Genomic DNA, 20,997 nt, shown 5'->3' with positions numbered 1-20,997 from the left:
CCCCCCCGCCCCGGCGTCGCCCCCGCCCGACCCGGCCGCGCGCGCCGACGTCGCGCCGCTGCGCGCGCCCACCGGCACCGACGACCCGGAGGGCGCGTGACGCCCGCGACCGACCACGGCGTGCCTGCGGTGCTGGTCGCGCGGGCGCCGGAACGGGCCGCCGGCCTCGCCGCACGCCTGCGTGCGGCGGGCGTCGACGCCGTCGTCGCCCCCGTGATCGAGCGGTCGCCCGCCACGGACCTCGCCGCCCTCGACGACGCCGCGCGTGCCCTCGCCGCCGGGCGGTACGCGTGGACCGTCGTGACCAGCGTCAACGCCGTGGACGCGCTCACCGACGCCGCCGCGCGCTCCGGCGCGGACCTGGTCGCGGCCGCGACCCGCTGGGCTGCCGTCGGGCCGGCGACGCGCCGCGCCCTCGGTGCCGCCGGCCTCGCCGTCGACCTGCTGCCCGCCGACGGCGACGCGACCGCGGCCGGCCTCGTCGCCGCCTTCCCGCAGGCCGCGCCGGGCGACGCCCGGCGGGCGGGCGACGGCCGGGTCCTGCTCCCCCTCGGCGACCTGGCGTCCCCGACGCTCTCCGAGGGGCTGACCGACCGCGGCTGGACTCCGGACGTCGTCACCGCCTACCGCACGGTGCGCCACGACCTGCCCGCCGACGTCGCCGCGCGCGCCCGGTCCGGCGGCTTCGACCTCGTCGTCGTGAGCTCCGGGTCCGTCGCGCGCGAGATCGCACGGCAGACCGGGACCGGCACCCCCGCCGTCGCGATCGGCCGCCCGTCCGCCGACGCCGCGCGCGCCGCCGGCCTCACCGTCGCCGCCGTCGCCGCGGCACCCACCGACGACGGGCTCGCCGCCGCCGTCGTCCACGCCTTGTCAGACCCCCGGCCCACGGGAGCGAACCGTGTGCCTGACACCTCGTCGAAGGAGCACCCGTGAGCATCTCGGGCCCCACGTCCGGCATCGTGTACCGCCCGCGTCGCCTGCGCACCACGCCGCGCATGCGACGTCTCGTCGCCGAGCACCGGCTGCACGCGGCCGACCTGGTCCTGCCGCTGTTCGTCAAGGAGGGCCTCGACGAGCCGGCGCCCATCGCGAGCATGCCGGGCCAGGTGCAGCACTCCGAGGCGAGCCTGCGCGACGCCGTGACCGCCGCCGCCCGCGCCGGCCTGGGCGGCGTCATGCTGTTCGGCGTCCCCGCCGAGCGCGACGCCACCGGGTCGGCCGGGGACGACCCCGACGGCATCCTGCAGCGGGGCATCCGCGTCGCGCGCGAGGCGATCGCGGCGGCGGAGGCCGAGTCCGGCCGACCCGGCCCGGTCGTCATGGCCGACACCTGCCTCGACGAGTTCACCGACCACGGGCACTGCGGCGTCCTCGCCGCCGACGGCACGGTGGACAACGACGCGACGCTGGAGCGCTACGCGGCGACGGCGGTGGCGCAGGCCAGGGCCGGCGCGGAGGTCGTGGCCCCGAGCGGGATGATGGACGGCCAGGTCGCGGTCATCCGCGACGCGCTGGACGACGCCGGGTTCACCGACGTGAGCATCCTCGCGTACAGCGCGAAGTACGCGAGCGCGTTCTACGGCCCGTTCCGCGACGCCGTCGACAGCGCCCTGCAGGGCGACCGCCGCACGTACCAGATGGACGCGGCCAACTCGCGCGAGGGCCTGCGCGAGGCCGACCTCGACCTCGCCGAGGGCGCGGACCTGGTCATGGTCAAGCCGGCGGGCACGTCGCTGGACGTGCTGCGCGGCGTCGCCGACCGCTCCGACGTGCCGGTCGCGGCGTACCAGGTGTCGGGCGAGTACGCCATGATCGAGGCGGCCGCCGCGAACGGCTGGATCGACCGCCGCACCGCCGTCCTCGAGTCGGTGCTCGCCATCAGGCGCGCGGGCGCCGACGTCGTCCTCACCTACTGGGCCCTGGAGATCGCGGAGTGGATCAAGTGACCGGAACCGGCATCAGCATCGACACTTCGACAGGCTCAGCACGGAGCAACCACGCGGCGTTCCTGCGCGCCCAGGCGGCGATCCCCGGCGGCGTGAACTCACCCGTGCGCGCGTACGGGTCGGTGGGCGGCGACCCGCGGTTCCTCGCGAGCGCCCGCGGCCCGTACGTCACGGACGTCGCCGGCCGCGAGTACGTGGACCTCGTCTGCTCGTGGGGGCCCGCGCTGCTCGGGCACGCGCACCCCGAGGTGGTCGCGGCCGTGCAGGACGCCGCCGCGCGCGGCCTGTCGTTCGGCGCGCCCACAGTGGCGGAGGTCGAGCTGGCGGAGGAGATCCGCCGCCGCGTGCCGGTCGCCGAGCGGGTGCGGCTCGTGTCCACGGGCACGGAGGCGACGATGACGGCGGTGCGCCTCGCCCGCGGCGTCACCGGCCGGCCGCTGGTCGTGAAGTTCGCGGGCTGCTACCACGGGCACGTCGACGCGCTGCTGGCCGAGGCCGGCTCCGGCGTCGCGACCCTCGCCATGCCCGGCACCGCGGGCGTCACCGAGGCGTCCGCCGCCGAGACGCTCGTGCTGCCGTACAACGACCTGGCCGCCGTCGAGGCGGCGTTCGCCGAGCGCGGGTCGCAGATCGCGGCCGTCATCACCGAGGCCAGCCCGGCGAACATGGGCGTCGTGCCGCCGGCCGAGGGCTTCAACGCGGGCCTGCGCCGCATCACCCGCGCCCACGGCGCACTGATGATCATGGACGAGGTGCTCACCGGCTTCCGCGTCGGCCCGTCGGGCTGGTGGGGGCTGGAGGACGCCGCGACCCGCGCCGCGGGCGGCGAGGGCTACGCGCCCGACCTGCTGACGTTCGGCAAGGTCGTGGGCGGCGGGATGCCGGTCGCCGCGATCGGCGGGCCGGCCGCGATCCTGGACCAGCTCGCCCCCACCGGGCCGGTGTACCAGGCGGGCACGCTGTCCGGGAACCCGGTGGCCGTCGCCGCCGGGCTGACCACGCTGCGTCTGGCCGACGACGCCGTGTACGCGCGGGTGGACGCCGTCGCGGACACCCTCGCGACCGCCCTGAGCGACGCCCTGTCCGCCGAGGGCGTCGAGCACCGCGTGCAGCGCGCTGGCTCGCTGTTCTCGGCGTTCTTCGGGCCGCTCGCCGCCGCCGACGGTGTACGCGACTACGCGCAGGCCCAGGCGCAGGAGGTCTTCCGGTACCGGGCGCTGTTCCACGCCCTCCTCGACGCCGGGGTCAACCTGCCGCCGTCCGTCTTCGAGGCGTGGTTCGTCTCCGCCGCGCACGACGACGCCGCCGTGAACCGGATCCTCGACGCCCTGCCGGCGGGCGCGAAGGCGGCCGCGGCGGCGAACGCCTGACCGCCGAACACGGGATCGTGACCGGAATGGACCCGCATTCCGGTCACGATCCCGTGTTCGGCGGTCAGATCGACACGTGCCGGCCGACGAGGCAGGATGCCACCGTGACCGGACGGACCGTGCTGCTGGTGATCGACCTCCAGGTCGGGGTCCTGGACGGGTGCCTCGACGCCGACGGCGTGGTGCACCGCGCTGCAGCCCTCGTGGAGCGTGCACGGTCCGAGGGGGTGCCGGTCGTCTGGGTGCAGGACCACGGCGACATCCCCGAGGGATCGCCGGGCTGGCAGCTCGCGGCGCCCCTCGAGCGCAAGCCCGGCGAGCCGCTGATCCGCAAGGCGTTCCGCGACGCGTTCGCGGGAACGGATCTTCCGCGCGTGCTGCGCAGCCTCGGCGCGACGCGCCTCATCGTCGCCGGGGCGCAGTCCGACTACTGCATCCGGACCACCGCCCAGGCCGCCGCCGCCCACGGTTTCGACGTCACGCTGGTGAGCGACGCCCACACGACCACGGACGCAGAGTGGGACGGCGTCGTCATCCCCGCCGAGCACATCGTCGCGCACACGACCATGTACTTCTCGGGCCTGCGCTACCCCGGTCGGCGACACGGCGTCGCGCCGCACGACCGCGTCACGCTGGCCGGGTAACGCCGCCGGCGGTGCGCGGTCCGTTCAGGGCGCGGCGACGGCCTTGTCGACGGTGCGCATCAGCATCTGCACGACGTCGTGCCGTGCCGTGCCGGCCTCGCACAGGGTCGCCCACGCGAGGTAGAGCTGCGCCCAGAGCGTGCCGATCACCCACGCGTCGTCGAGCGCGGGGTCGATGCTGCCGTCCTCGCGCCCGCGGGCGACGAGCGCGAGCAGCGGGTCGTCGGCGGCCTCGTCGATCACGGACTCCGGCAGGACGCCGGTGAACAGCAGCGTCAGCAGGTCGCCGAGCAGGAGGTACTCGGGGCAGAGCCGACGCAGGGCCTCCCGGGCCGTGCCCTCGTCGAGGCGTGCTCGCGCGTGCGCCTCGTCGAGCCGCGCGGTGGTCTCCGCGCGGACCGCCTCGAGCAGGTCGGAGCGCTCCGGGAAGTAGCGGTGCAGCGTGGTCCGCCCGACGCTGGCGGCGTCCGCGATCTGCCCCAGGGACACCGACGCGTCGCGCGCGAGCTCGCGCACCGCGGCGTCGACGATCGCCCGCCGGGTCCGGGCCCGCGCGCCCTTCTCGACGTCCTGCACCTCCGTCATGGCGGGAACGCTACACCCGAGTTCTGGCGTACGGCTTGACCGAAACGGAACATCAGTGTTCCACTTTGAACCCGGGTCGCACCGCCTTCACCGAGCCGTCAACCACGGTTGACAACGAACGGAGCGTCAACCATGGTTGACAGCATGTCCACCAGCGTCGAGCCACCCCGCCCCGACTCCCCCGCGGCCCCCGCCGCCACCAGCGCGACAGGCGCGGACCAGAAGGACGGCCCGCAGAAGTCCGGCCGCGAGCGCCTGCGCATCCTGCTGGGCTTCGTGCGCCCGCACCGCCGCACGCTGGCCCTCGGCCTGGTGCTCGGGCTCCTCGCCACCGCGATGGCCCTCGCCACGCCGATGGTCACCAAGTGGGTGCTCGACACCCTGTCCACGAGCGCGTCGATCGGCGCTCCCGTCGCCTGGCTCGTCGGCCTCATGCTCGTCGGCTCGGTCGTCGGCCTGTTCCAGTGGATCCTCCTGGGCACGCTCGCCGAGGACGTCGTCTACGAGGCCCGCCAGTCGATCGTGCGGCGCTACCTGCGGGCGCGGGTCGGCGCGATCACGTCCAAGCCCGCGGGCGAGCTCGTCACCCGCGTCACCTCCGACACGCTGCTGCTGCGCGAGGCCACCTCGCAGAGCCTCGTCAGCCTCGTGAACGGGTTCATCTCGCTCGTGGGCACGCTCGTGCTCATGGCGGTCCTGGACCTCACGCTGCTCGCCTCGACCGTCGTGGCGATCGTCGTCGTGGGGATCGCGATGGCGCTGCTCCTGCCCGGCATCGGCAAGGCGCAGCACCGGACCCAGGAGGCGGTCGGCCGCCTGGGCGGCAACGTCGAGGGCGCGGTCCGCGCCGTCCGCACCGTCAAGGCGAGCGGGGCGGAGGAGCGCCAGGGCACAAAGATCCTCGCCGACGCCGGCGACGCCCGGCGGCACGCGATCACCGCCGTCCGCACCGAGGCCGTCGCGTGGACCGTGTCGTGGGGCGGCATCCAGCTCGCGATCATCGTCATCCTCGGGCTGGGCGCGTGGCGGGTCTCGGAGGACCTCCTGGCCGTCTCCAGCCTCGTGGCGTTCCTGCTCTACGCGTTCAACATCGTGGGCCCGATCTCCGAGCTGACGCAGGCGTTCACCACCCTGCAGTCCGGGCTGGCCGCCGCGGAGCGCATCCGCGAGGTCGAGCAGCTCCCGGTCGAGGAGGACGACGCCCCCGCCGGCGTGCGCCCCGCGTCCACCGCCCGCGCGGTCACGCCGGGCGAGGCGGGCGGCGGGCACGGCGCGGACGGCCCCGTCCTCGTGCTCGACGGCGTCACCGCCGGGTACACCGCGGACGTCCCCGTCGTGCACGACGTCTCCTTCGTGGTACCCCGGTACGGGCACGTCGCGCTGGTCGGACCCTCGGGAGCGGGCAAGACGACGCTCCTGTCCCTGCTGCTGCGCTTCCTCGAGCCCGACGCGGGCGAGGTGCGCCTGGACGGCGTGCCGTACCGCGACCTCACGCACGCCCAGGTGCGCGAGAGCTTCGCGTACGTCGAGCAGGAGACGCCGGTGGTGCCCGGCACGATCCGGGAGAACCTGCTGTTCAGCCGGCCGGACGCCACGGACGAGCGGGTCCGCGAGGTCCTGGCCGCGGTGCGCCTCGCCGACGACCTCGAGGCCCTGCCCGAGGGGCTCGACACCTCGCTCGTGTCCTCCGCGGTCTCGGGCGGGCAGCGCCAGCGCATCGCGCTCGCCCGAGCCCTGCTCAAGGAGCCGTCGGTGCTGCTCCTGGACGAGGCGACGTCGCAGGTCGACGGGCTCACGGAGGCCGCGATCCACGACGCGATCCGCGCCCACGCGCGCCGCGGCGCCGTCGTGACCGTCGCGCACCGGCTGTCCACGGTGCTCGACGCCGACCGGATCCTCGTCATGGAGGGCGGACGGGTCCGCGCCGCGGGCACCCACGAGGAGCTGCACACCTCCGACGAGCTGTACCGCGACCTGGTCGCCGCGCTGCGCATCGCCGTCGACAGCGAGCCCGCGGCCGCCTGAGAGGCGGCCCGTCCGCCTGCCGACGACCGGGCGTCGTGCTGCTGGACGTGGCTCGCCGCGCCGCTCGGCCTCGCGGACCCTGACACCGGCCGCCGGGGGCGGCGACCGGGATCCACGCGGGTCCCGGCCGCCGCCCGGTGCTCGACGACGGGACGGATCAGCCCTGCTGCTCGGGCAAGGTGTCCCAGAACGACGTGTCGGCGGTCTCGACCGAGCCGTCGGCGACGGCCTTCGCGGTGGACGTCAGCGTCACGACCGACTGCCGGATGAGGTAGCCGTTGCTCTTCTGTCCCAGCACGTACGGCGCGTACTCGTGGTCCGACATCCCCCGCATCTCGAAGAGCAGCGTGGAGATGCCGTACTCCACGGCGATGCCGTTGCGGCCGATCGTGTTCGCGGTACCGCCGACGTACTTGCCGATGTGGCCCCAGCCGGTCGAGTCGACGTTCTCGTAGACGACCGAGCCCAACCGCTTGGACCCCTCGACGACGGCCGGGTCGGCGTCGGGCGAGGTCGGGTACAGGATCGAGCCCGAGACCAGGTCGCCGTCCACGCGCGACTGCGTGCCCTGGTGGTGCAGGTCGATCATGTAGTCGACGTCGTAGGCGCCCAGCACGTTCTCGTGCAGCGCACGGGTCTCCGGCTGCTCCTTGGCGACGTGGTCGCGGTTGAGGTCCACCTCGTTCGCGTTGTAGCGGGTGAGGTGGCGCTCGCCCTTGGCGAGGTAGTCGTCGAGGGAGAAGTTCACGTCGCCCATCGCGCCGTCCGCGTTGAACATCGGGAGCAGCAGGATGTTGACGTCCTGGAGCATCCGGGCGTTCTGCCCGGACCCGAGCGACTTGATGAAGTGCAGCATCGCCTCGGTGGTGAGCTGCTCGTTCCCGTGCTGCTGGGCGAGGTAGAGGATGGTCGGCTTGTCGGGGTCGCTCAGGTACTTCACGAGGTGGATGTCGCGACCCTTGACGCTCTGGCCGATGACCTCGAGCTCCATCGCGTCCTGCTTGGCGTCCTGGGCCGTCAGGAAGTCCGCGACCTCGTCGTAGGTGGACAGGATCGAGGTGGTGACGACCTCGTTACCCCCGTAGTCCGGTCCTTCTCCGACCGCGACCGCCGTCGCGGTCGAGCCCACGAGCAGGCCCGCTGCGAGGGTGAGGGCGGCGGTGGTCCTGGTGGATCTGCGCACTGCAACTCCTTCGTCGCGTGTGATGCCCGCCCGGGACGGCGGCGGGTGCGTCATACGGTATGAGCGATTCGTCCCACGCGCGCGCGAGACACTCCGGTCGTCGTCGCCCGGCGGTTCGGGTCCCGTTCTCCGCCGGGAACCGCTTGAATGGGCGGCGGACGGGCACGGTCGACCAGCGACGCGCGAACGCGTGAGCGAGAGCGACGCACGCCGGCGGTGCCGACGACGACACCGGAGGTGCGCATGAACAAGACCGAGCTCGTTCAGGCCGTCGCGACCCGGACCGGCGCGAGCCCGGCCGAGGCGCGCAAGCACGTCGAGGCGGTGCTCGACGAGATCGTCACCCAGGTCGCCGACGGCGACCGGGTCTCACTCGTGGGCTTCGGCACGTTCGACAGCGCGACCCGCGCCGCGCGGACCGCTCGGAACCCGCAGACCGGCGCGACGATCGACGTCCCGGCCGCCGTCGTCCCCCGGTTCCGCATCGGCGCCGGGTTCAAGTCGCGGGTGGCGGAGAACGGGTCGCCGGCGTCCGCGACGGCGGCGGCTCCCGCGGCGAAGTCGGGCGCGAAGTCCGGCGCCCCGGCGGCGAAGCCGGGCACGAAGGCCGCGAAGGAGTCCGCCCCGAAGGCGGACAAGAGGGCGGACAAGAAGGCGGACAAGAAGGCGGACAAGAAGGCGGACAAGAAGGCGGACAAGAAGGCCGCCGCGAAGGCGGGCGGCAAGGCCCCGGCGAAGCCGGCGAAGGGCAAGGACGCGAAGGCCCGGTCGGGCAAGAAGGGCAAGAAAGGCAAGAAGTAGCCGCGGCGCCGTTCGGGGCAAAGGCCCGACCTGCGGGTACGTCCGAACGCCCCCGCACTCACTATCGTGGGTCCGCCCGCCCGACGAGCGGCGGGCGCCCACGAGGTGAGGAGTTCCGGTGCGCAAGGCCCCCACGGTGTACGACGTCGCGCAGCGCGCGGGGGTCTCGATCGCCACCGTCTCCCGCGTGCTGCGGCGGCCCGACGACGTCCGCGAGCACACGCGCACGGTCGTGCACGCGGCCATCCAGGAGCTGGGGTACGTCCCCTCGGGTGCGGCCCGCGGCCTCGCCGCCCGCCAGACCGGCGTGCTCGGGCTGTGCTTCCCCGACGTCGACGGCATCGACGAGCTCGACGACCTGCCCGACCCTGTGCGGATCGGCGAGAGCGTCGAGGTGGTGCGCGACGTCGGGGGCCCCGTGACGGCGCGCTGGAGCAACCTGTACCTCGGCGAGGTGATGCGCGGCGCGGAGCTCGAGGCCTGGCGCACCGGGCACGCCGTGATGATCGGCGTCGCGCGCGGGCTGCGGCGCGCGGAGGCCGTCAACGAGCTCGCGGGCCGCGTGGACGGGCTCGCCGTCCTGTCCCGGTCCGTACCCGACGACCTGCTGGGCCATATCGCCCGCCGCGTGCCGGTGGTCGTCATGGCGGGCCCCCCGCAGGACGACGAGCACGACCACATCTTCGTGGACAACCGCGCCGGCACCCGCGCGCTGGTCGAGCACCTGGTGTCCGACCACGGGATCCGCGACCTCGCCTTCGTCGGCGGCCCCGTCGACTCCCCCGACGACCACCAACGTTTCGCGGGGTTCGTCGACGCGCTGCAGGCGGCGGGCATCCGGGCCCCGGACGAGCCCGTCGCCCGGTCCGACTTCACCCGGGGCGGGGCGCGCGACCTCGCGCACCGGATGGTGGGCCGTCGCGGCCAGCCCGGCGGCGCCCTGCCCCGCGCCCTGGTGTGCTCGAACGACCAGACGGCGCTGGGCTTCCTCGACGTCCTCACCGAGGCGGGCGTCGATGTCCCCGGCGACGTGGTGCTCACCGGCTTCGACGGCATCGACGACACGCAGACCTCGGCCCCGCGGATCACCACGGTGCGCCAGCCGATGGTCGAGCTCGGCCGTGCGGCCGTGGAGCTGTTGCGCTCCCGCCTCGCCGACCCGTCCGCCCCGGCGGCGACCGTCAACCTGCCCGTGCGGGTGCTCCTGCGGGAGAGCTGCGGCTGCCGCTGACCCCCGCCCGGTCCACCGCCCGGCACTCCCCGGGCACCTCGGACGGCCGCGACCGGCAGGTTTGCCCCTGCGAAATGTATGCGCATACACTCGCCGGACGCGGCACGCCGCCATGGCGTGCTCGGGCCCTCACCGGAGAGGCCTCGACGAAGAGGAGTGGATGTCCATGACGCGCACAGGGCGATCGGCGCGGCGTCTGGTGGCGCTCGCCGCCACCGCAGCGGTGCTGGCCACGGCGGCCTGCTCGGCACCGGTGCAGAACCAGGGTGACGACGACGCCGCGGGCGGTGCGACCTCGATGCTGATCGCAGCCGACAACGGGTCCCCGACGTTCGACCGGAACTTCAACCCGTTCTCGTCCGGCAAGCGCAACACGACGACGTACATCTACGAGCCGCTGGTCATCATCAACGAGATGAGCGGCGAGGAGACGCCCTGGCTCGCCACGGGCTACGAGCAGCCGGACCCCAAGACCGTCGTCTTCACCATCCGCGACGGCGTCACCTGGTCGGACGGCGAGCCCCTCACCGCGGAGGACGTGAAGTTCTCCTTCGACCTCATCGAGAAGCACCCCGAGATGGACCTCAAGGGCGCCTGGACCCACCTCGAGTCCGTCGAGGTCGACGGGAACACGGTAGTCGCGCACCTGCAGGAGGCGGACGTCCCGGCCGCGCAGATCCTCGCGCAGCAGCTCATCGTCCCGGAGCACGTCTGGGCCGACGTCGAGGACCCGGTGACCTTCACCAACGAGGAGCCCGTCGGCTCCGGGCCGTACACGCTCGGCCAGTTCACGCCGAACCAGTACACGCTGGAGAAGAACGACTCGTACTGGCAGGCGGACAAGGTCGCCGTCACCGAGCTCGTGCAGCCCGCCGCGAACTCCGAGCTGGACATCGTCAACAACGGCTACGACTGGGCGTACGCGTTCATGAGCGACGTCGAGGACACCTGGGTCGCCGCCGACCCGGACAGCAACACCTACTGGTTCCCGGCCGGCGCCTCGATCTCGCTGATCCCGAACATGACGAAGGCGCCGTACGACGACGTCGACTTCCGCGCCGGCATCGCCTACGCACTCGACAAGCAGGTCATCGCCGACAAGGCCGAGCAGGGCTACGTCGACCGCGCCAGCCAGACCGGCCTCATGCTGCCGAACCAGGAGTCGATCCTCGACGAGTCGATCCCGAACCAGGGCTACATCGACCAGGACACCGACGCCGCCCTCGCCTCCTTCGAGAAGGCCGGCTACACGAAGTCCGGCGACAAGCTCGTCGACTCCTCCGGCAAGCAGCTCGCGATCACCATCACGACGCCGAACGGCTGGTCCGACTGGCTGCAGGGCGTGGAGCAGGTGAAGAGCCAGCTCACCGCGATCGGCATCGACGTGACCGTCGTGCAGCCGCAGGCGGCCGCGTACCAGAAGGAGCTCCGTACGGGCGACTTCGACATGATCATGGGCACCGTGGGCGGCACGGGCCAGCCGTTCCAGGACTACAACGGCCTCATGGGCTCCGAGTTCCGCCTGCCGATCGGCGAGACCTCGTCCGGCAACTTCGGGCGCTTCGAGTCCGCGGAGGCCGACGACCTGCTCGCCGAGCTCAAGACGACGACCGACGAGGCCCGGCAGACCGAGATCGCGCACGAGCTCGAGCAGATCACCTACGAGCAGCTGCCGATGATCGCCCTGTTCTACGGCGGCTCCTGGGGCCTGTTCTCGAACAAGAACTTCACCGGCTGGCCCAGCGCGGACGACCCCTACGCCTCCCCGAAGACGTGGGACTCCACCCCGCTGCTCATCCTCACCAGCCTGAAGCCCGCCCAGGGCTGACCTTCCCTCGTCGGTTGAGCCTGTCGAAACCCAGGTTTCGACAGGCTCAACCGGCGAACCGAACGACCACCCCGCAGACCGGAGGCATCGTGCGCTACGCGCTCCGCAAGCTCGGCCTGCTGGTCCTCACGCTGTGGGCGGCGGTGACGCTGAACTTCGTCATCCCGCGCCTCATGCCCGGCTCGCCCGCCGACGCCGCGATCGCCAAGCTCGCCCAGAACGGCCCCGTCACCCCCTCGGTGCAGGCCGCGATCGAGGCGCAGCTCGGGATGCCCGGCGGCAGCCTCTGGGACCAGTACGTCGCGTACCTGAACAACGTCATCCACCTCGACTTCGGGGTGTCGTACACCTTCTTCCCGCAGCAGGTGTCCGAGCTCGTCGCGAGCGCCCTGCCGTGGACGCTGATCATGGTCGGCGCGGTCACCGTGATCGCGTTCGTGCTCGGCACGCTCATCGGCATCGGCGCCGCGTGGAAGCGCGGCACCTGGATGGACTCCCTGCCCACCGTGGGAGGCAGCTTCCTGTCGGCGTTCCCGTACTTCTGGACGGCGCTGCTGATCGTCTTCTTCCTCGGCTACGTGCTCGGCTGGTTCCCCACGTCGGGCGCCTACTCCGCCACCGCGGTGCCGAACCTGTCGTGGGAGTTCGTCGGCGACGCGCTCTATCACGCGGCTCTGCCGGCCTTCACGATCCTCATCACCAGCCTCGGCGGGTGGATCCTCGGCATGCGCAACACGATGATCAACACGCTCGGCGACGACTACGTGACGTTCGCCGAGGCCAACGGCCTCCGCGGGCGCACCGTCGCCGTGCGGTACGCGGCCCGCAACGCGATCCTGCCCAACCTCACCGGCTTCGGCATGGCCCTCGGCGGCGTCGTCGGCGGCTCCCTGCTCGTCGAGCAGGTCTTCGCCTACCCGGGCGTCGGCTACCTGCTCTTCAACGCCGTGACCAACCAGGACTTCCCGCTGATGCAGGCGCTCTTCCTCATGATCACCGTGAGCGTGCTGCTCGCGAACTTCCTGGTGGAGATCCTGTACGGCGTCCTCGACCCCCGAACGAGGCGGTGACCCCGATGGCTGACACAGCTGCTGACCCGACCACCTCGGTCTCCTACGAGACGACGGACCCCGCCGGCCTCGCCCCCGAGGCCGCGCACGGCCCCTCACGGCCGGCGCGCACCCGCCTCGGCCGCACCGGGCAGGTTCTCGGCCGCGCCTTCGCGACCGTCTGGGCCAACCCGAAGGCCCGCGTGGGGCTCGTCATGCTCGCGGCGTTCATCCTCATGGCGATCTTCGCGCCGCTGCTGGCGCCGTACGACCCGCACGACGACTCGTTCGGCCGCAACGAGGCCGGCAGCGCGGCGCACTGGCTCGGCACCACGGGTGCCGGCGAGGACGTGCTGTCCCAGCTGATCTACGGCGCCCGCATCTCCCTGCTCGTCGGCTTCGTCGCCGGCGGCCTGTCGACGCTGGTCGCCGTCGCCATCGGCCTGTCGTGGGGCTACCTGCGGGGCTGGGGCAACGACGTCGTGAACTTCCTCGTCAACCTGTTCCTCGTGATGCCGGGCCTGCCGCTGATGATCATCATCGCGGCGTACCTGCAGAACGGCGGGCTGCCGATGATCATCCTGATCGTCGTCATCACCGGGTGGGCGTGGGGTGCACGCGTGCTGCGCTCGCAGACGCAGTCGCTGCGCTCGCGCGACTTCGTCACCGCGGCGATCTTCTCCGGCGAGAGCTCCACGCGCGTCATCTTCCGCGAGATCCTGCCGAACATGACCTCGATGATCGCGGGGTCGTTCTTCGGCGCCGCGACGTCGGCGGTGCTCGCCGAGTCGGGCCTGTCGTTCCTCGGTCTGGGCGACATGGCCACCGTGAGCTGGGGCTCGATGATCTTCTGGGCGCAGAACTCCATGGCCATCCTCACCGGCCAGTGGATCCTGCTCTTCGCGCCCGGCCTGTGCATCGCGCTGCTGGCGACCTCCATGACCCTCGTGAACTTCGGCGTCGACGGGCTGAGCAACCCGCGCCTGCGGGAAGGGACCGGCCGATGAGCCTGCTCGAGATCCAGGATCTGTCCGTCGTCTACGAACCCCGCGGGGCCACCCCGACGCACGCCGTCAAGAACGCGAACCTCTCGCTCGAGCAGGGCGAGTTCGTGGGGCTGGTCGGCGAGTCGGGCTCCGGCAAGTCGACCCTCGGCTTCGCGATCACCCGCCTGGCCAAGGCGCCGGCGCGCATCTCCGGCGGCCGGATCGTCTTCGACGGCACCGACATCGCGCACCTGGACGCCGAGGAGCTGCGCGTCCAGCGCCGCGGCGGGTTCGCGATGGTGCTCCAGTCGGGCATGAACGCGCTCAACCCCGTGCGCACCGTCGCGCACCACTTCGGCGACATCTTCGCCGCGCACGGGCACGTGGCCAAGACCGGCCGCCGGCAGCGGGCGGTCGAGCTGCTCGACAAGGTGCAGCTGCCCTCCACGGTGCTCGACCGCTACCCCGGCGAGCTGTCCGGGGGCATGCGCCAGCGCGTGTCCATCGCGCTCGCGCTGTCGCTCGAGCCGCGGCTCATGGTGTTCGACGAGCCGACGACGGCGCTCGACGTGCTCGTGCAGCACGCCGTCATGGACACCATCCGCGAGCTGCAGGCCGCGGAGGGCTTCACCGCCGTCCTCATCTCGCACGACCTCGGCGTGGTGCTGGAGTCCGCCGAGCGCGTCGTCGTCATGCACGACGGCGAAATCGTCGAGGACGGCACGTCGCGGCAGGTCTTCGAGGCGCCGGCGCACCCGTACACGCAGATGCTGCTGAGCCACTACGCCGACCCGCGCGCCGAGGTCGTCCAGCTGCCGGGCTTCGAGCGCAGGGCCGGTCGAGCCGGCACAGCCGGGGCGCGCGAGCCCGGGGCGGACGACGGGCGGCCCGCGCGAGCCGCCGCGCACGACGCGATCGTCGTCGACCACGTCTCCAAGGTCTACCCGCCGCCGCGCCGCGGCGAGCAGTCGGTCACGGCCGTCGACGACGTCTCGTTCCGGCTGGAGCCGGGCGCCGCGATGGCGCTGGTCGGCCAGTCCGGGTCGGGCAAGTCGACCATCGCGAAGATGGTCACGGGCGTCGAGCGACCCACGTCGGGCACGGTGACGTTCGACGACCTGCGGGTCGACCGGCTCCGCCGCCGCCGGCTCAAGACGCTCCACGCCGACGTACAGATGGTCTTCCAGGACCCGTACTCGGCCCTCAACCCGCTGCACACCGTGGAGTACACGCTCACCCGGCCGGTGGAGAACTTCACCGGGCTCAAGGGGGAGGCGGCGCGCGAGCGGGTGCTGGAGCTGCTCGAGATCGTGGGCCTCACGCCCGTCGAGCAGTACGCGGCCAAGCTGCCGCACCAGCTCTCGGGCGGGCAGCGCCAGCGCGTCGTGATCGCGCGGGCCCTCGCGTCCAACCCGCAGGTGCTCATCGCCGACGAGCCGGTCTCGATGCTCGACGTGTCGCTTCGCGCCGGCGTGCTCGGCCTGCTGGAGGACCTGCGCGCGGACCTCGGCCTCTCGTTGCTGTACATCACGCACGACCTGCTGTCGGCGCGCGTCGTGACCGACCAGATCATGGTGCTGCACCACGGCAGGGTCGTGGAGTCCGGCGGTACCGCGCAGGTGCTGCGCTTCCCCGAGGACGCGTACACGACGCAGCTGCTGGACGCCGTCCCGCAGCCGGCGCGGCGGTTCGCCGACGGCGAGGCGTCATGACTCCCCGTCCGCCGGTGGTTGAGCCTGTCGAAACCACCCCGCCGGTCGAGCCTGTCGAGACCCGGGTTTCGACAAGCTCAACCAGCGAGGCCCCGAGGGTCCGGCCGGGCGTCGCGTTCTCCGTGCTGCCGCTGCCGGACGGCGTCACCCCGCTCGTGCTCGACGTGCCGGTCGGGCCGCTCACGGCCCTGCGTGCCGTCGTGCCGGACGGCGTGGAGCGCCGGGCCGTGGCGCTGCTGGTGCCCGGCTTCACCGGGTCGCGGGAGGACCACCGGCTGCTGCTGCCGCTGCTCGCCGCCCGCGGGGTCGAGGCCTGGACGTACTCCCAGCGGGGGCAGGCCGACTCGGCCGCCCCGCGCGGCGTCGGCGCCTACCGGCTCGACGACTTCACGGACGACGCGCTGGACGTGGCCGCCGTCGTCGCCGCCGACGCCGGGATCGCGCCGGGCGCGCTGCACCTGCTCGGGCACAGCTTCGGCGGCACGGTCGCGGCGGCCACGGCCGTGCGCGAGCCCGGCGCCTTCGCCAGCCTGACGATGCTGTGCTCCGGCCCGCACGGCTGGCCCGGGCGCAAGGACGCCGAGCGGGCCCGGCTGCTGGCTGCGGCCGGACAGGTCGACCTGTGGTCGCTGGACAACCCGGACCTGGCGCGCCGCCTGGCCGCCGACCCGGCGGCCCTCGACGCCCTGGACGACGACGCGCGGTTCCACCGCGACCGGTCGATCGCGACGAGCGTCGACAACCTGCTCGGCGCCATCGACGTCCTCGCCGACATCCACGACGTGACTCCCGACCTCGCCGCCACCGCGCTGCCCGTGCTCGTCGCCCACGGGGTCGACGACGCGGCGTGGCCGCAGCCGTGGCAGCGCGCCATGGCCGAGCGGCTCGGCGCCCGCCATGCGGTGATCGACGACGCCGGGCACCTGCCCAACGTGGAGAACCCCGCCGCGACGGCGGACCTGCTCGCCGGCTTCTGGACGAGCGCCGCGGCGCACTGACCCGCACCGCCACCCCGCCGTCACCACCGAACCCCCTGAACACCGCACCACCGACGTAAGGATCCACCCGTGCTGCACTTCCCCGAGGGCTTCCGCTGGGGCGCCGCCACCGCCGCCCACCAGATCGAGGGCAACAACGTCAACAGCGACTGGTGGCCGCGCGAGCACGCCGCCGGCACCTCGATCGTCGAGCCCAGCGGCGACGCGGCCGACAGCTACCACCGCTACCGCGAGGACATGACGCTCCTGCGCGACGCGGGCCTCGACACGTACCGCTTCTCCATCGAGTGGGCCCGCATCGAGCCCGAGGAGGGCTTCGTCTCCCGCGCCGAGATCGCGCACTACCGCCGCATGGTGGAGACCTGCCTCGAGCTCGGCATCACCCCGATGGTCACGCTCATGCACTTCACCGTGCCGCGCTGGTTCGCGGACGAGGGCATGTGGCGCTCCCCCAAGGCGGCCGACCGGTTCGCCCGCTTCACGGAGCTCGCGCTGCCGATCCTCGGGAACGACGTCGACTACGTCTGCACCATCAACGAGCCCAACATCGCCGCGATGATCGCCGGCGGCGAGGACCCGGCCAACCTGGTCGCCTACGGCCTGCCCGACCCCGACCTGCAGGTCGCGGACACCCTGCTCGAGTGCCACACCCGCTCGCGCGAGATCCTCGCCGGCGTGGGCGGCATCAGGTCCGGCTGGACCGTCGCCACCCAGGACTTCCAGCCCGAGCCCGGCTGCGAGGACGTGGCGCACTCCTACGGCTACCCGCGCGACGACTGGTACCTCGGGGCCGCCCGCGGGGACGACTGGGTGGGCGTCCAGGCGTACACCCGCACGATCATCGGCCCCGACGGGCCCCGCCAGGTGCCGGACGGCGTCGAGACCACCCTCACCGGCTGGGAGTTCTACCCGCTCGCGCTGGAGCACGGCGTCCGCTCCGCCTGGGAGAAGACGCAGGGCGTGCCGGTGTTCGTCACCGAGAACGGGATGGCGACCGCCGACGACGCCCGCCGCGTCGACTACACCGAGGGGGCGCTCGCCGGCCTGCACTCGGCGATCACCGACGGCGTCGACGTGCGCGGCTACCTGCACTGGAGCCTGCTCGACAACTACGAGTGGGCCTCCGGCTTCCGCCCCACGTTCGGGCTGGTCGAGTGGGACAAGGAGACGTTCGAGCGTCGCCCGAAGCCGTCCCTCGGCTGGCTCGGGTCGGTCGCCCAGGCGAACGGCCTCACCGTCCGCTGACCCCCGCCCGCTCCTCTGCCGAGCATGTGGTTGCTCCCCGATTCGAGTCCTGAATTGGGGAGCAACCGCATGTTCGGCAGCAAGAGACCACCTGTTCGGCGACAACCGAGGACGTGAGCCCCGTGACCGCGACGACCGACGAGACCCAGACCGACCTGCCGTACCGCGACGCTTCACTGCCCTCCGCCGAGCGGGTGGACGACCTGCTGAGCCGGATGACGCTGCCCGAGAAGGTCGGGCAGATGCTGCAGCTCAACGCGATGGACGACCTCGAGGACATCGTGAGCCACCGGCTGGCGGGGTCGATCCTGCACGCGTCGCCGGAGCGCGTGGTGGAGGCGATCGAGCTCGCCCGCGGCACGCGGCTCGGTATCCCGCTGCTGGTGGCGGACGACGCCATCCACGGCCACGGGTTCTTCCCCGGCGCGACGGTGTTCCCCAGCCAGCTGGGGATGGCGGCGACGTGGGACCTCGACCTCGTGGAGCGCGCGGCGCGCGCGACGGCGGTCGAGGCCGCCGCGACCGGCCTGCACTGGACGTTCTCCCCCGTGCTGTGCGCCACGCGCGACCTGCGCTGGGGCCGCGTGAACGAGACGTTCGGCGAGGACCCGTACCTCATCGGCGAGCTCGGCGCCGCGATGGTGCGCGGCTACCAGGGCGACGGGCTGAGCGACCCGACGGCGGTGCTCGCCACCGCCAAGCACTTCGCCGGCTACTCCGAGACGCAGGGCGGGCGGGACGCCACCGAGGCCGACCTGTCGCCGCGCAAGCTGCGCTCCTGGTTCCTGCCGCCGTTCGAGCGCGTCGTCCGGGAGGGCGTGCGCACCGTGATGATCGGCTACCAGGCCATCGACGGCGTGCCCATCACCACCAGCCGCTGGCTGCTGCAGGGCGTGCTCAAGGACGAGTGGGGCTTCGACGGCACCCTCGTCACCGACTGGGACAACGTGGGCCGCATGGTGTGGGAGCAGTTCGTCAGCCCCGACCACGCGCACGCGTCCGCGGCCGCGGTGGGCGCCGGGAACGACGTCGTCATGGCGACGCCGAAGTTCTTCGAGGGCGCCCAGGAGGCCGTCGCCGACGGCCGCATCGACGAGAAGCGACTCGACGACGCGGTGCGGCGCATCCTGCGGCTCAAGGTGGACCTCGGCCTGTTCGAGGACCCGCGCGCGCCGGTCGCCGAGCGCATCGAGGCCGTCGTCGGCTCGGCCGCGCACCGCGACGTCGCCCTCGACGTCGCCCGCGGATCCCTCGTGCTGCTGGAGAACGACGGCACGCTGCCGCTGCTGCCGTCGGTCGAGCCTGTCGAGACCACGTCCGGGGTTTCGACAGGCTCAACCAGCGGGTTCCGACGCGTCGCCGTCGTCGGGCCGAACGCCGACGACCCGCACGCGCAGCTCGGCGACTGGGCCGGGGCGTCGGGGCAGGTGAGCTGGATCCGCGACGGTCACCCGCGGGAGCTGACCGAGACGGTGCTGGACGGGCTGCGGACGGTCGTGCCGCCGTCGTGGGAGGTCACGTACGCCCGCGGCGCGAACGTCGTGGAGCTGGGCCCCGACCCGGACGGCACGCACTTCCCCGACGGCCAACCGCGCCCGCCCGTCGCGCTGCCCGCGCCGTCGAGCCCGGAGCTGCTCGCCGAGGCCGAGGACGCCGCGCACGCCGCCGACGTCGTCGTCGCCGTCCTGGGCGACGAGGTCGCGCTGGCGGGCGAGGGCAGGTCCACGGCGACGCTGGAGCTGCAGGGCGGGCAGGTCGAGCTGTTGGAGCGGCTCGTCGCGACCGGGACGCCCGTCGTCGTCGTGCTGGTCGCGTCCAAGCCGCTCGTCCTGCCGGAGGCGGCCCGCCGCGCGGCCGCCCTGGTCCACGCTGCGAACCCGGGGATGCTCGGGGGCCGGGCGGTGGCAGAGCTGCTGCTCGGGCTGGTCGAGCCGACGGGCCGCCTGCCGATCTCCTACGCGCTGCACGCCGGCCAGCAGCCGGTGTTCTACCACCAGGTGCGCGGCCAGCACGGCACGCGGTACGCCGACCTCACGCAGCGCCCGCCGTACGTCTTCGGCGAGGGCCGCTCGTACACGACGGTCACCTACTCCGACCTGGTGCTCGACTCCGACGCCGTCGCGGCCGACGGCGTCGTGCGGGGTCGCGTGACGGTCGCGAACACCGGCGGCCGGCCGACCATCGAGACGGTCCAGGTCTACGTGGGCGACAGGGTCACCTCCGTCACCTGGGCCGACCGCGAGCTCAAGACCTTCCGCCGCGTACCCCTGGCACCGGGCGAGCGCGTCGTGGTCGACGTCGAGGTGCTCGCCGCGGACTGCACGATCGTGGACGCCGCCGGGGGGCGCGTCGTCGAGCCGGGCGACTTCGAGCTGCTCGTGGGCCCCAGCTCCCGCCGCGACGACCTGCTGGTGGCGCCCTTCCGCATCTCCTGAAACTCTTCGAGAAGGGTTGACACCTTACCCCCTAGGGGTATTGTGGACGGCATGACCGAGACCACCGCCCCCGCCGCGACCGCCGTGCACGACCACGACGGGCCGCACGGCTACGCCTCCGACAAGGAGGCCTACCTCAAGCGCATGCGCCGCATCGAGGGGCAGGTCCGCGGCATCGCGCGGATGATCGACGAGGACGTGTACTGCATCGACATCCTCACCCAGGTGTCCGCGGTGACCAAGGCCCTGCAGGCCGTCTCGATCGGCCTCGTCGAGGACCACCTCGGGCACTGCGTCGTGGACGCCGCCCGCGCGTCCGAGGCGGAGGGCGCCGCCAAGGTCAAGGAGGCCGCCGACGCGATCGGCCGCCTCGTGCGCAGCTGAACCACCCGCCCCACCGTAGAGGAGCACCGATGAGCACCGTCACGACCCTGGGCGTCACCGGCATGACCTGCACCAACTGCGTCGCGCACGTCACCAGGGACCTCGTCGCCGTGCCCGGCGTCGACGACGTCACCGTCGAGCTGCACGTCGGCGGCACGTCCGAGGTCGCCGTCTTCTCCGACGAGCCCGTCGACGAAGGCACCCTGCGCGAGGCCGTCGACGAGGCCGGGTACGACGTCGCGTCCGTCGTCGTGCAGACGGACGCGCTCGCGGCTCAGCAGGCCGCCCAGGCACCCGCGCGACAGTCCGCGCACGATAGGGCCTGCGGCTGCGGGCACGAGCACGCCGCGCGCGAGCACAAGACGTACGACCTGTCCGTCCCGCCGCGCCGCTGACACCCGGGTCGTCGCCCCCACCGCGACCCCGACACCCGGGTCGTCGCGGGTGACCTCCGACCCGGCACCTCAGGGAGTCACCCCATGAGCATCCCCACCGGGACCCCACCGGCCACCCTTCGACAGGCCCAGGAGCCGCCCGTCGAGGCGCCGCACCCGATCCTCGAGGTCGACCTC

18 protein-coding genes are annotated in these 20,997 nt (G+C 73.1%); 16 read left to right on the top strand and 2 right to left on the bottom strand.

Annotated elements, in window-relative coordinates; genetic code table 11:
* Window positions 1-96 precede the first annotated feature (96 nt).
* The 4 genes from ABD254_RS11225 (at window position 97) to ABD254_RS11210 (ending at window position 3,963) form a co-directional block, all read left to right on the top strand.
* Window positions 97-936 carry a uroporphyrinogen-III synthase gene (locus ABD254_RS11225; RefSeq protein ID WP_344248436.1) on the top strand — a complete coding sequence of 280 codons (840 nt, stop codon included), beginning with the start codon at window positions 97-99 and terminating at the stop codon, window positions 934-936.
* Window positions 937-998: 62 nt separating this feature from the next.
* Entirely contained in the window at window positions 999-1,949 is a 951-nt protein-coding gene (gene hemB, locus ABD254_RS11220) for a porphobilinogen synthase (protein WP_425553742.1), read from the top strand.
* Window positions 1,946-3,319, top strand: coding sequence for a glutamate-1-semialdehyde 2,1-aminomutase (hemL, locus tag ABD254_RS11215; protein ID WP_344248435.1), 1,374 nt, complete (start codon window positions 1,946-1,948; stop codon window positions 3,317-3,319). The genes hemB and hemL overlap by 4 nt, the downstream gene beginning before the upstream one ends.
* Window positions 3,320-3,423: 104 nt before the next feature.
* Window positions 3,424-3,963: a cysteine hydrolase family protein gene (locus ABD254_RS11210; RefSeq protein WP_344248434.1), complete on the top strand. Its 540-nt coding sequence runs from the start codon at window positions 3,424-3,426 to the stop codon at window positions 3,961-3,963.
* A 24-nt stretch (window positions 3,964-3,987) separates the two neighbouring features.
* Here ABD254_RS11210 and ABD254_RS11205 read toward each other — a convergent pair whose 3' ends face one another.
* Complete coding sequence (locus tag ABD254_RS11205) at window positions 3,988-4,548, bottom strand: TetR/AcrR family transcriptional regulator (protein ID WP_344248433.1); 561 nt, start codon at window positions 4,546-4,548, stop codon at window positions 3,988-3,990.
* Window positions 4,549-4,692: 144 nt separating this feature from the next.
* Here ABD254_RS11205 and ABD254_RS11200 point away from each other — a divergent pair, with 144 nt between their 5' ends.
* Window positions 4,693-6,573 carry an ABC transporter ATP-binding protein gene (locus ABD254_RS11200; protein ID WP_344248432.1) on the top strand — a complete coding sequence of 627 codons (1,881 nt, stop codon included), beginning with the start codon at window positions 4,693-4,695 and terminating at the stop codon, window positions 6,571-6,573.
* Window positions 6,574-6,730: 157 nt separating this feature from the next.
* Here the strand turns inward: ABD254_RS11200 and ABD254_RS11195 are convergent, their stop codons facing one another.
* On the bottom strand, window positions 6,731-7,756 hold the full coding sequence (locus ABD254_RS11195; RefSeq protein WP_344248431.1) for a M14 family zinc carboxypeptidase: 1,026 nt from the start codon (window positions 7,754-7,756) through the stop codon (window positions 6,731-6,733).
* Between the two features lie 147 nt (window positions 7,757-7,903).
* Here ABD254_RS11195 and ABD254_RS11190 point away from each other — a divergent pair, with 147 nt between their 5' ends.
* The 11 genes from ABD254_RS11190 (at window position 7,904) to ABD254_RS11140 (ending at window position 20,820) form a co-directional block, all read left to right on the top strand.
* The gene (locus ABD254_RS11190) at window positions 7,904-8,557 is read left to right on the top strand and encodes an HU family DNA-binding protein (protein ID WP_344248430.1); all 654 of its coding nucleotides are present in this window, start codon (window positions 7,904-7,906) and stop codon (window positions 8,555-8,557) included.
* Window positions 8,558-8,675: 118 nt separating this feature from the next.
* Window positions 8,676-9,788, top strand: a complete 1,113-nt coding sequence (locus ABD254_RS11185) for a LacI family DNA-binding transcriptional regulator (RefSeq protein ID WP_344248429.1) — start codon at window positions 8,676-8,678, stop codon at window positions 9,786-9,788.
* A 166-nt stretch (window positions 9,789-9,954) separates the two neighbouring features.
* Window positions 9,955-11,616 (top strand): ABC transporter substrate-binding protein, encoded by a 1,662-nt coding sequence (locus tag ABD254_RS11180; RefSeq protein ID WP_344248428.1) that lies wholly within the window; start codon window positions 9,955-9,957, stop codon window positions 11,614-11,616.
* Between the two features lie 89 nt (window positions 11,617-11,705).
* Window positions 11,706-12,686 carry an ABC transporter permease gene (locus ABD254_RS11175; RefSeq protein WP_344248427.1) on the top strand — a complete coding sequence of 327 codons (981 nt, stop codon included), beginning with the start codon at window positions 11,706-11,708 and terminating at the stop codon, window positions 12,684-12,686.
* A 5-nt stretch (window positions 12,687-12,691) separates the two neighbouring features.
* Window positions 12,692-13,672 carry an ABC transporter permease gene (locus tag ABD254_RS11170; protein ID WP_344248426.1) on the top strand — a complete coding sequence of 327 codons (981 nt, stop codon included), beginning with the start codon at window positions 12,692-12,694 and terminating at the stop codon, window positions 13,670-13,672.
* Window positions 13,669-15,363: an ABC transporter ATP-binding protein gene (locus ABD254_RS11165; RefSeq protein WP_344248425.1), complete on the top strand. Its 1,695-nt coding sequence runs from the start codon at window positions 13,669-13,671 to the stop codon at window positions 15,361-15,363. The genes ABD254_RS11170 and ABD254_RS11165 overlap by 4 nt, the downstream gene beginning before the upstream one ends.
* The gene (locus ABD254_RS11160) at window positions 15,360-16,361 is read left to right on the top strand and encodes an alpha/beta fold hydrolase (RefSeq protein WP_344248424.1); all 1,002 of its coding nucleotides are present in this window, start codon (window positions 15,360-15,362) and stop codon (window positions 16,359-16,361) included. The genes ABD254_RS11165 and ABD254_RS11160 overlap by 4 nt, the downstream gene beginning before the upstream one ends.
* Window positions 16,362-16,430: 69 nt before the next feature.
* The gene (locus tag ABD254_RS11155) at window positions 16,431-17,606 is read left to right on the top strand and encodes a glycoside hydrolase family 1 protein (protein WP_344248423.1); all 1,176 of its coding nucleotides are present in this window, start codon (window positions 16,431-16,433) and stop codon (window positions 17,604-17,606) included.
* A 122-nt stretch (window positions 17,607-17,728) separates the two neighbouring features.
* Entirely contained in the window at window positions 17,729-20,041 is a 2,313-nt protein-coding gene (locus ABD254_RS11150) for a glycoside hydrolase family 3 N-terminal domain-containing protein (protein ID WP_344248422.1), read from the top strand.
* Between the two features lie 51 nt (window positions 20,042-20,092).
* Window positions 20,093-20,425 (top strand): metal-sensitive transcriptional regulator, encoded by a 333-nt coding sequence (locus ABD254_RS11145; RefSeq protein WP_344248421.1) that lies wholly within the window; start codon window positions 20,093-20,095, stop codon window positions 20,423-20,425.
* Window positions 20,426-20,454: 29 nt separating this feature from the next.
* Entirely contained in the window at window positions 20,455-20,820 is a 366-nt protein-coding gene (locus tag ABD254_RS11140) for a heavy-metal-associated domain-containing protein (RefSeq protein WP_344248420.1), read from the top strand.
* Window positions 20,821-20,997 lie beyond the last annotated feature (177 nt).

Origin of the sequence: Isoptericola hypogeus, from assembly GCF_039531145.1 — a bacterium.
Classification (GTDB): Bacteria; Actinomycetota; Actinomycetes; order Actinomycetales; family Cellulomonadaceae; genus Isoptericola; species Isoptericola hypogeus.
The sequence above is the reverse complement of the archived record's forward strand: the minus strand, read 5'-3'. Positions and strand labels throughout refer to the sequence as shown.

Coding starts and splice junctions, on each gene's coding strand:
- ABD254_RS11145 (WP_344248421.1), top strand. CDS start 20,093: ATGACCGAGACCACCGCCCCCGCCGCGACCGCCGTGCACGACCACGAC.
- ABD254_RS11200 (WP_344248432.1), top strand. CDS start 4,693: ATGTCCACCAGCGTCGAGCCACCCCGCCCCGACTCCCCCGCGGCCCCC.
- ABD254_RS11190 (WP_344248430.1), top strand. CDS start 7,904: ATGGGCGGCGGACGGGCACGGTCGACCAGCGACGCGCGAACGCGTGAG.
- hemB (WP_425553742.1), top strand. CDS start 999: ATGCGACGTCTCGTCGCCGAGCACCGGCTGCACGCGGCCGACCTGGTC.
- ABD254_RS11180 (WP_344248428.1), top strand. CDS start 9,955: ATGACGCGCACAGGGCGATCGGCGCGGCGTCTGGTGGCGCTCGCCGCC.
- ABD254_RS11170 (WP_344248426.1), top strand. CDS start 12,692: ATGGCTGACACAGCTGCTGACCCGACCACCTCGGTCTCCTACGAGACG.
- ABD254_RS11165 (WP_344248425.1), top strand. CDS start 13,669: ATGAGCCTGCTCGAGATCCAGGATCTGTCCGTCGTCTACGAACCCCGC.
- ABD254_RS11140 (WP_344248420.1), top strand. CDS start 20,455: ATGAGCACCGTCACGACCCTGGGCGTCACCGGCATGACCTGCACCAAC.
- ABD254_RS11205 (WP_344248433.1), bottom strand. CDS start 4,548: ATGACGGAGGTGCAGGACGTCGAGAAGGGCGCGCGGGCCCGGACCCGG.
- ABD254_RS11160 (WP_344248424.1), top strand. CDS start 15,360: ATGACTCCCCGTCCGCCGGTGGTTGAGCCTGTCGAAACCACCCCGCCG.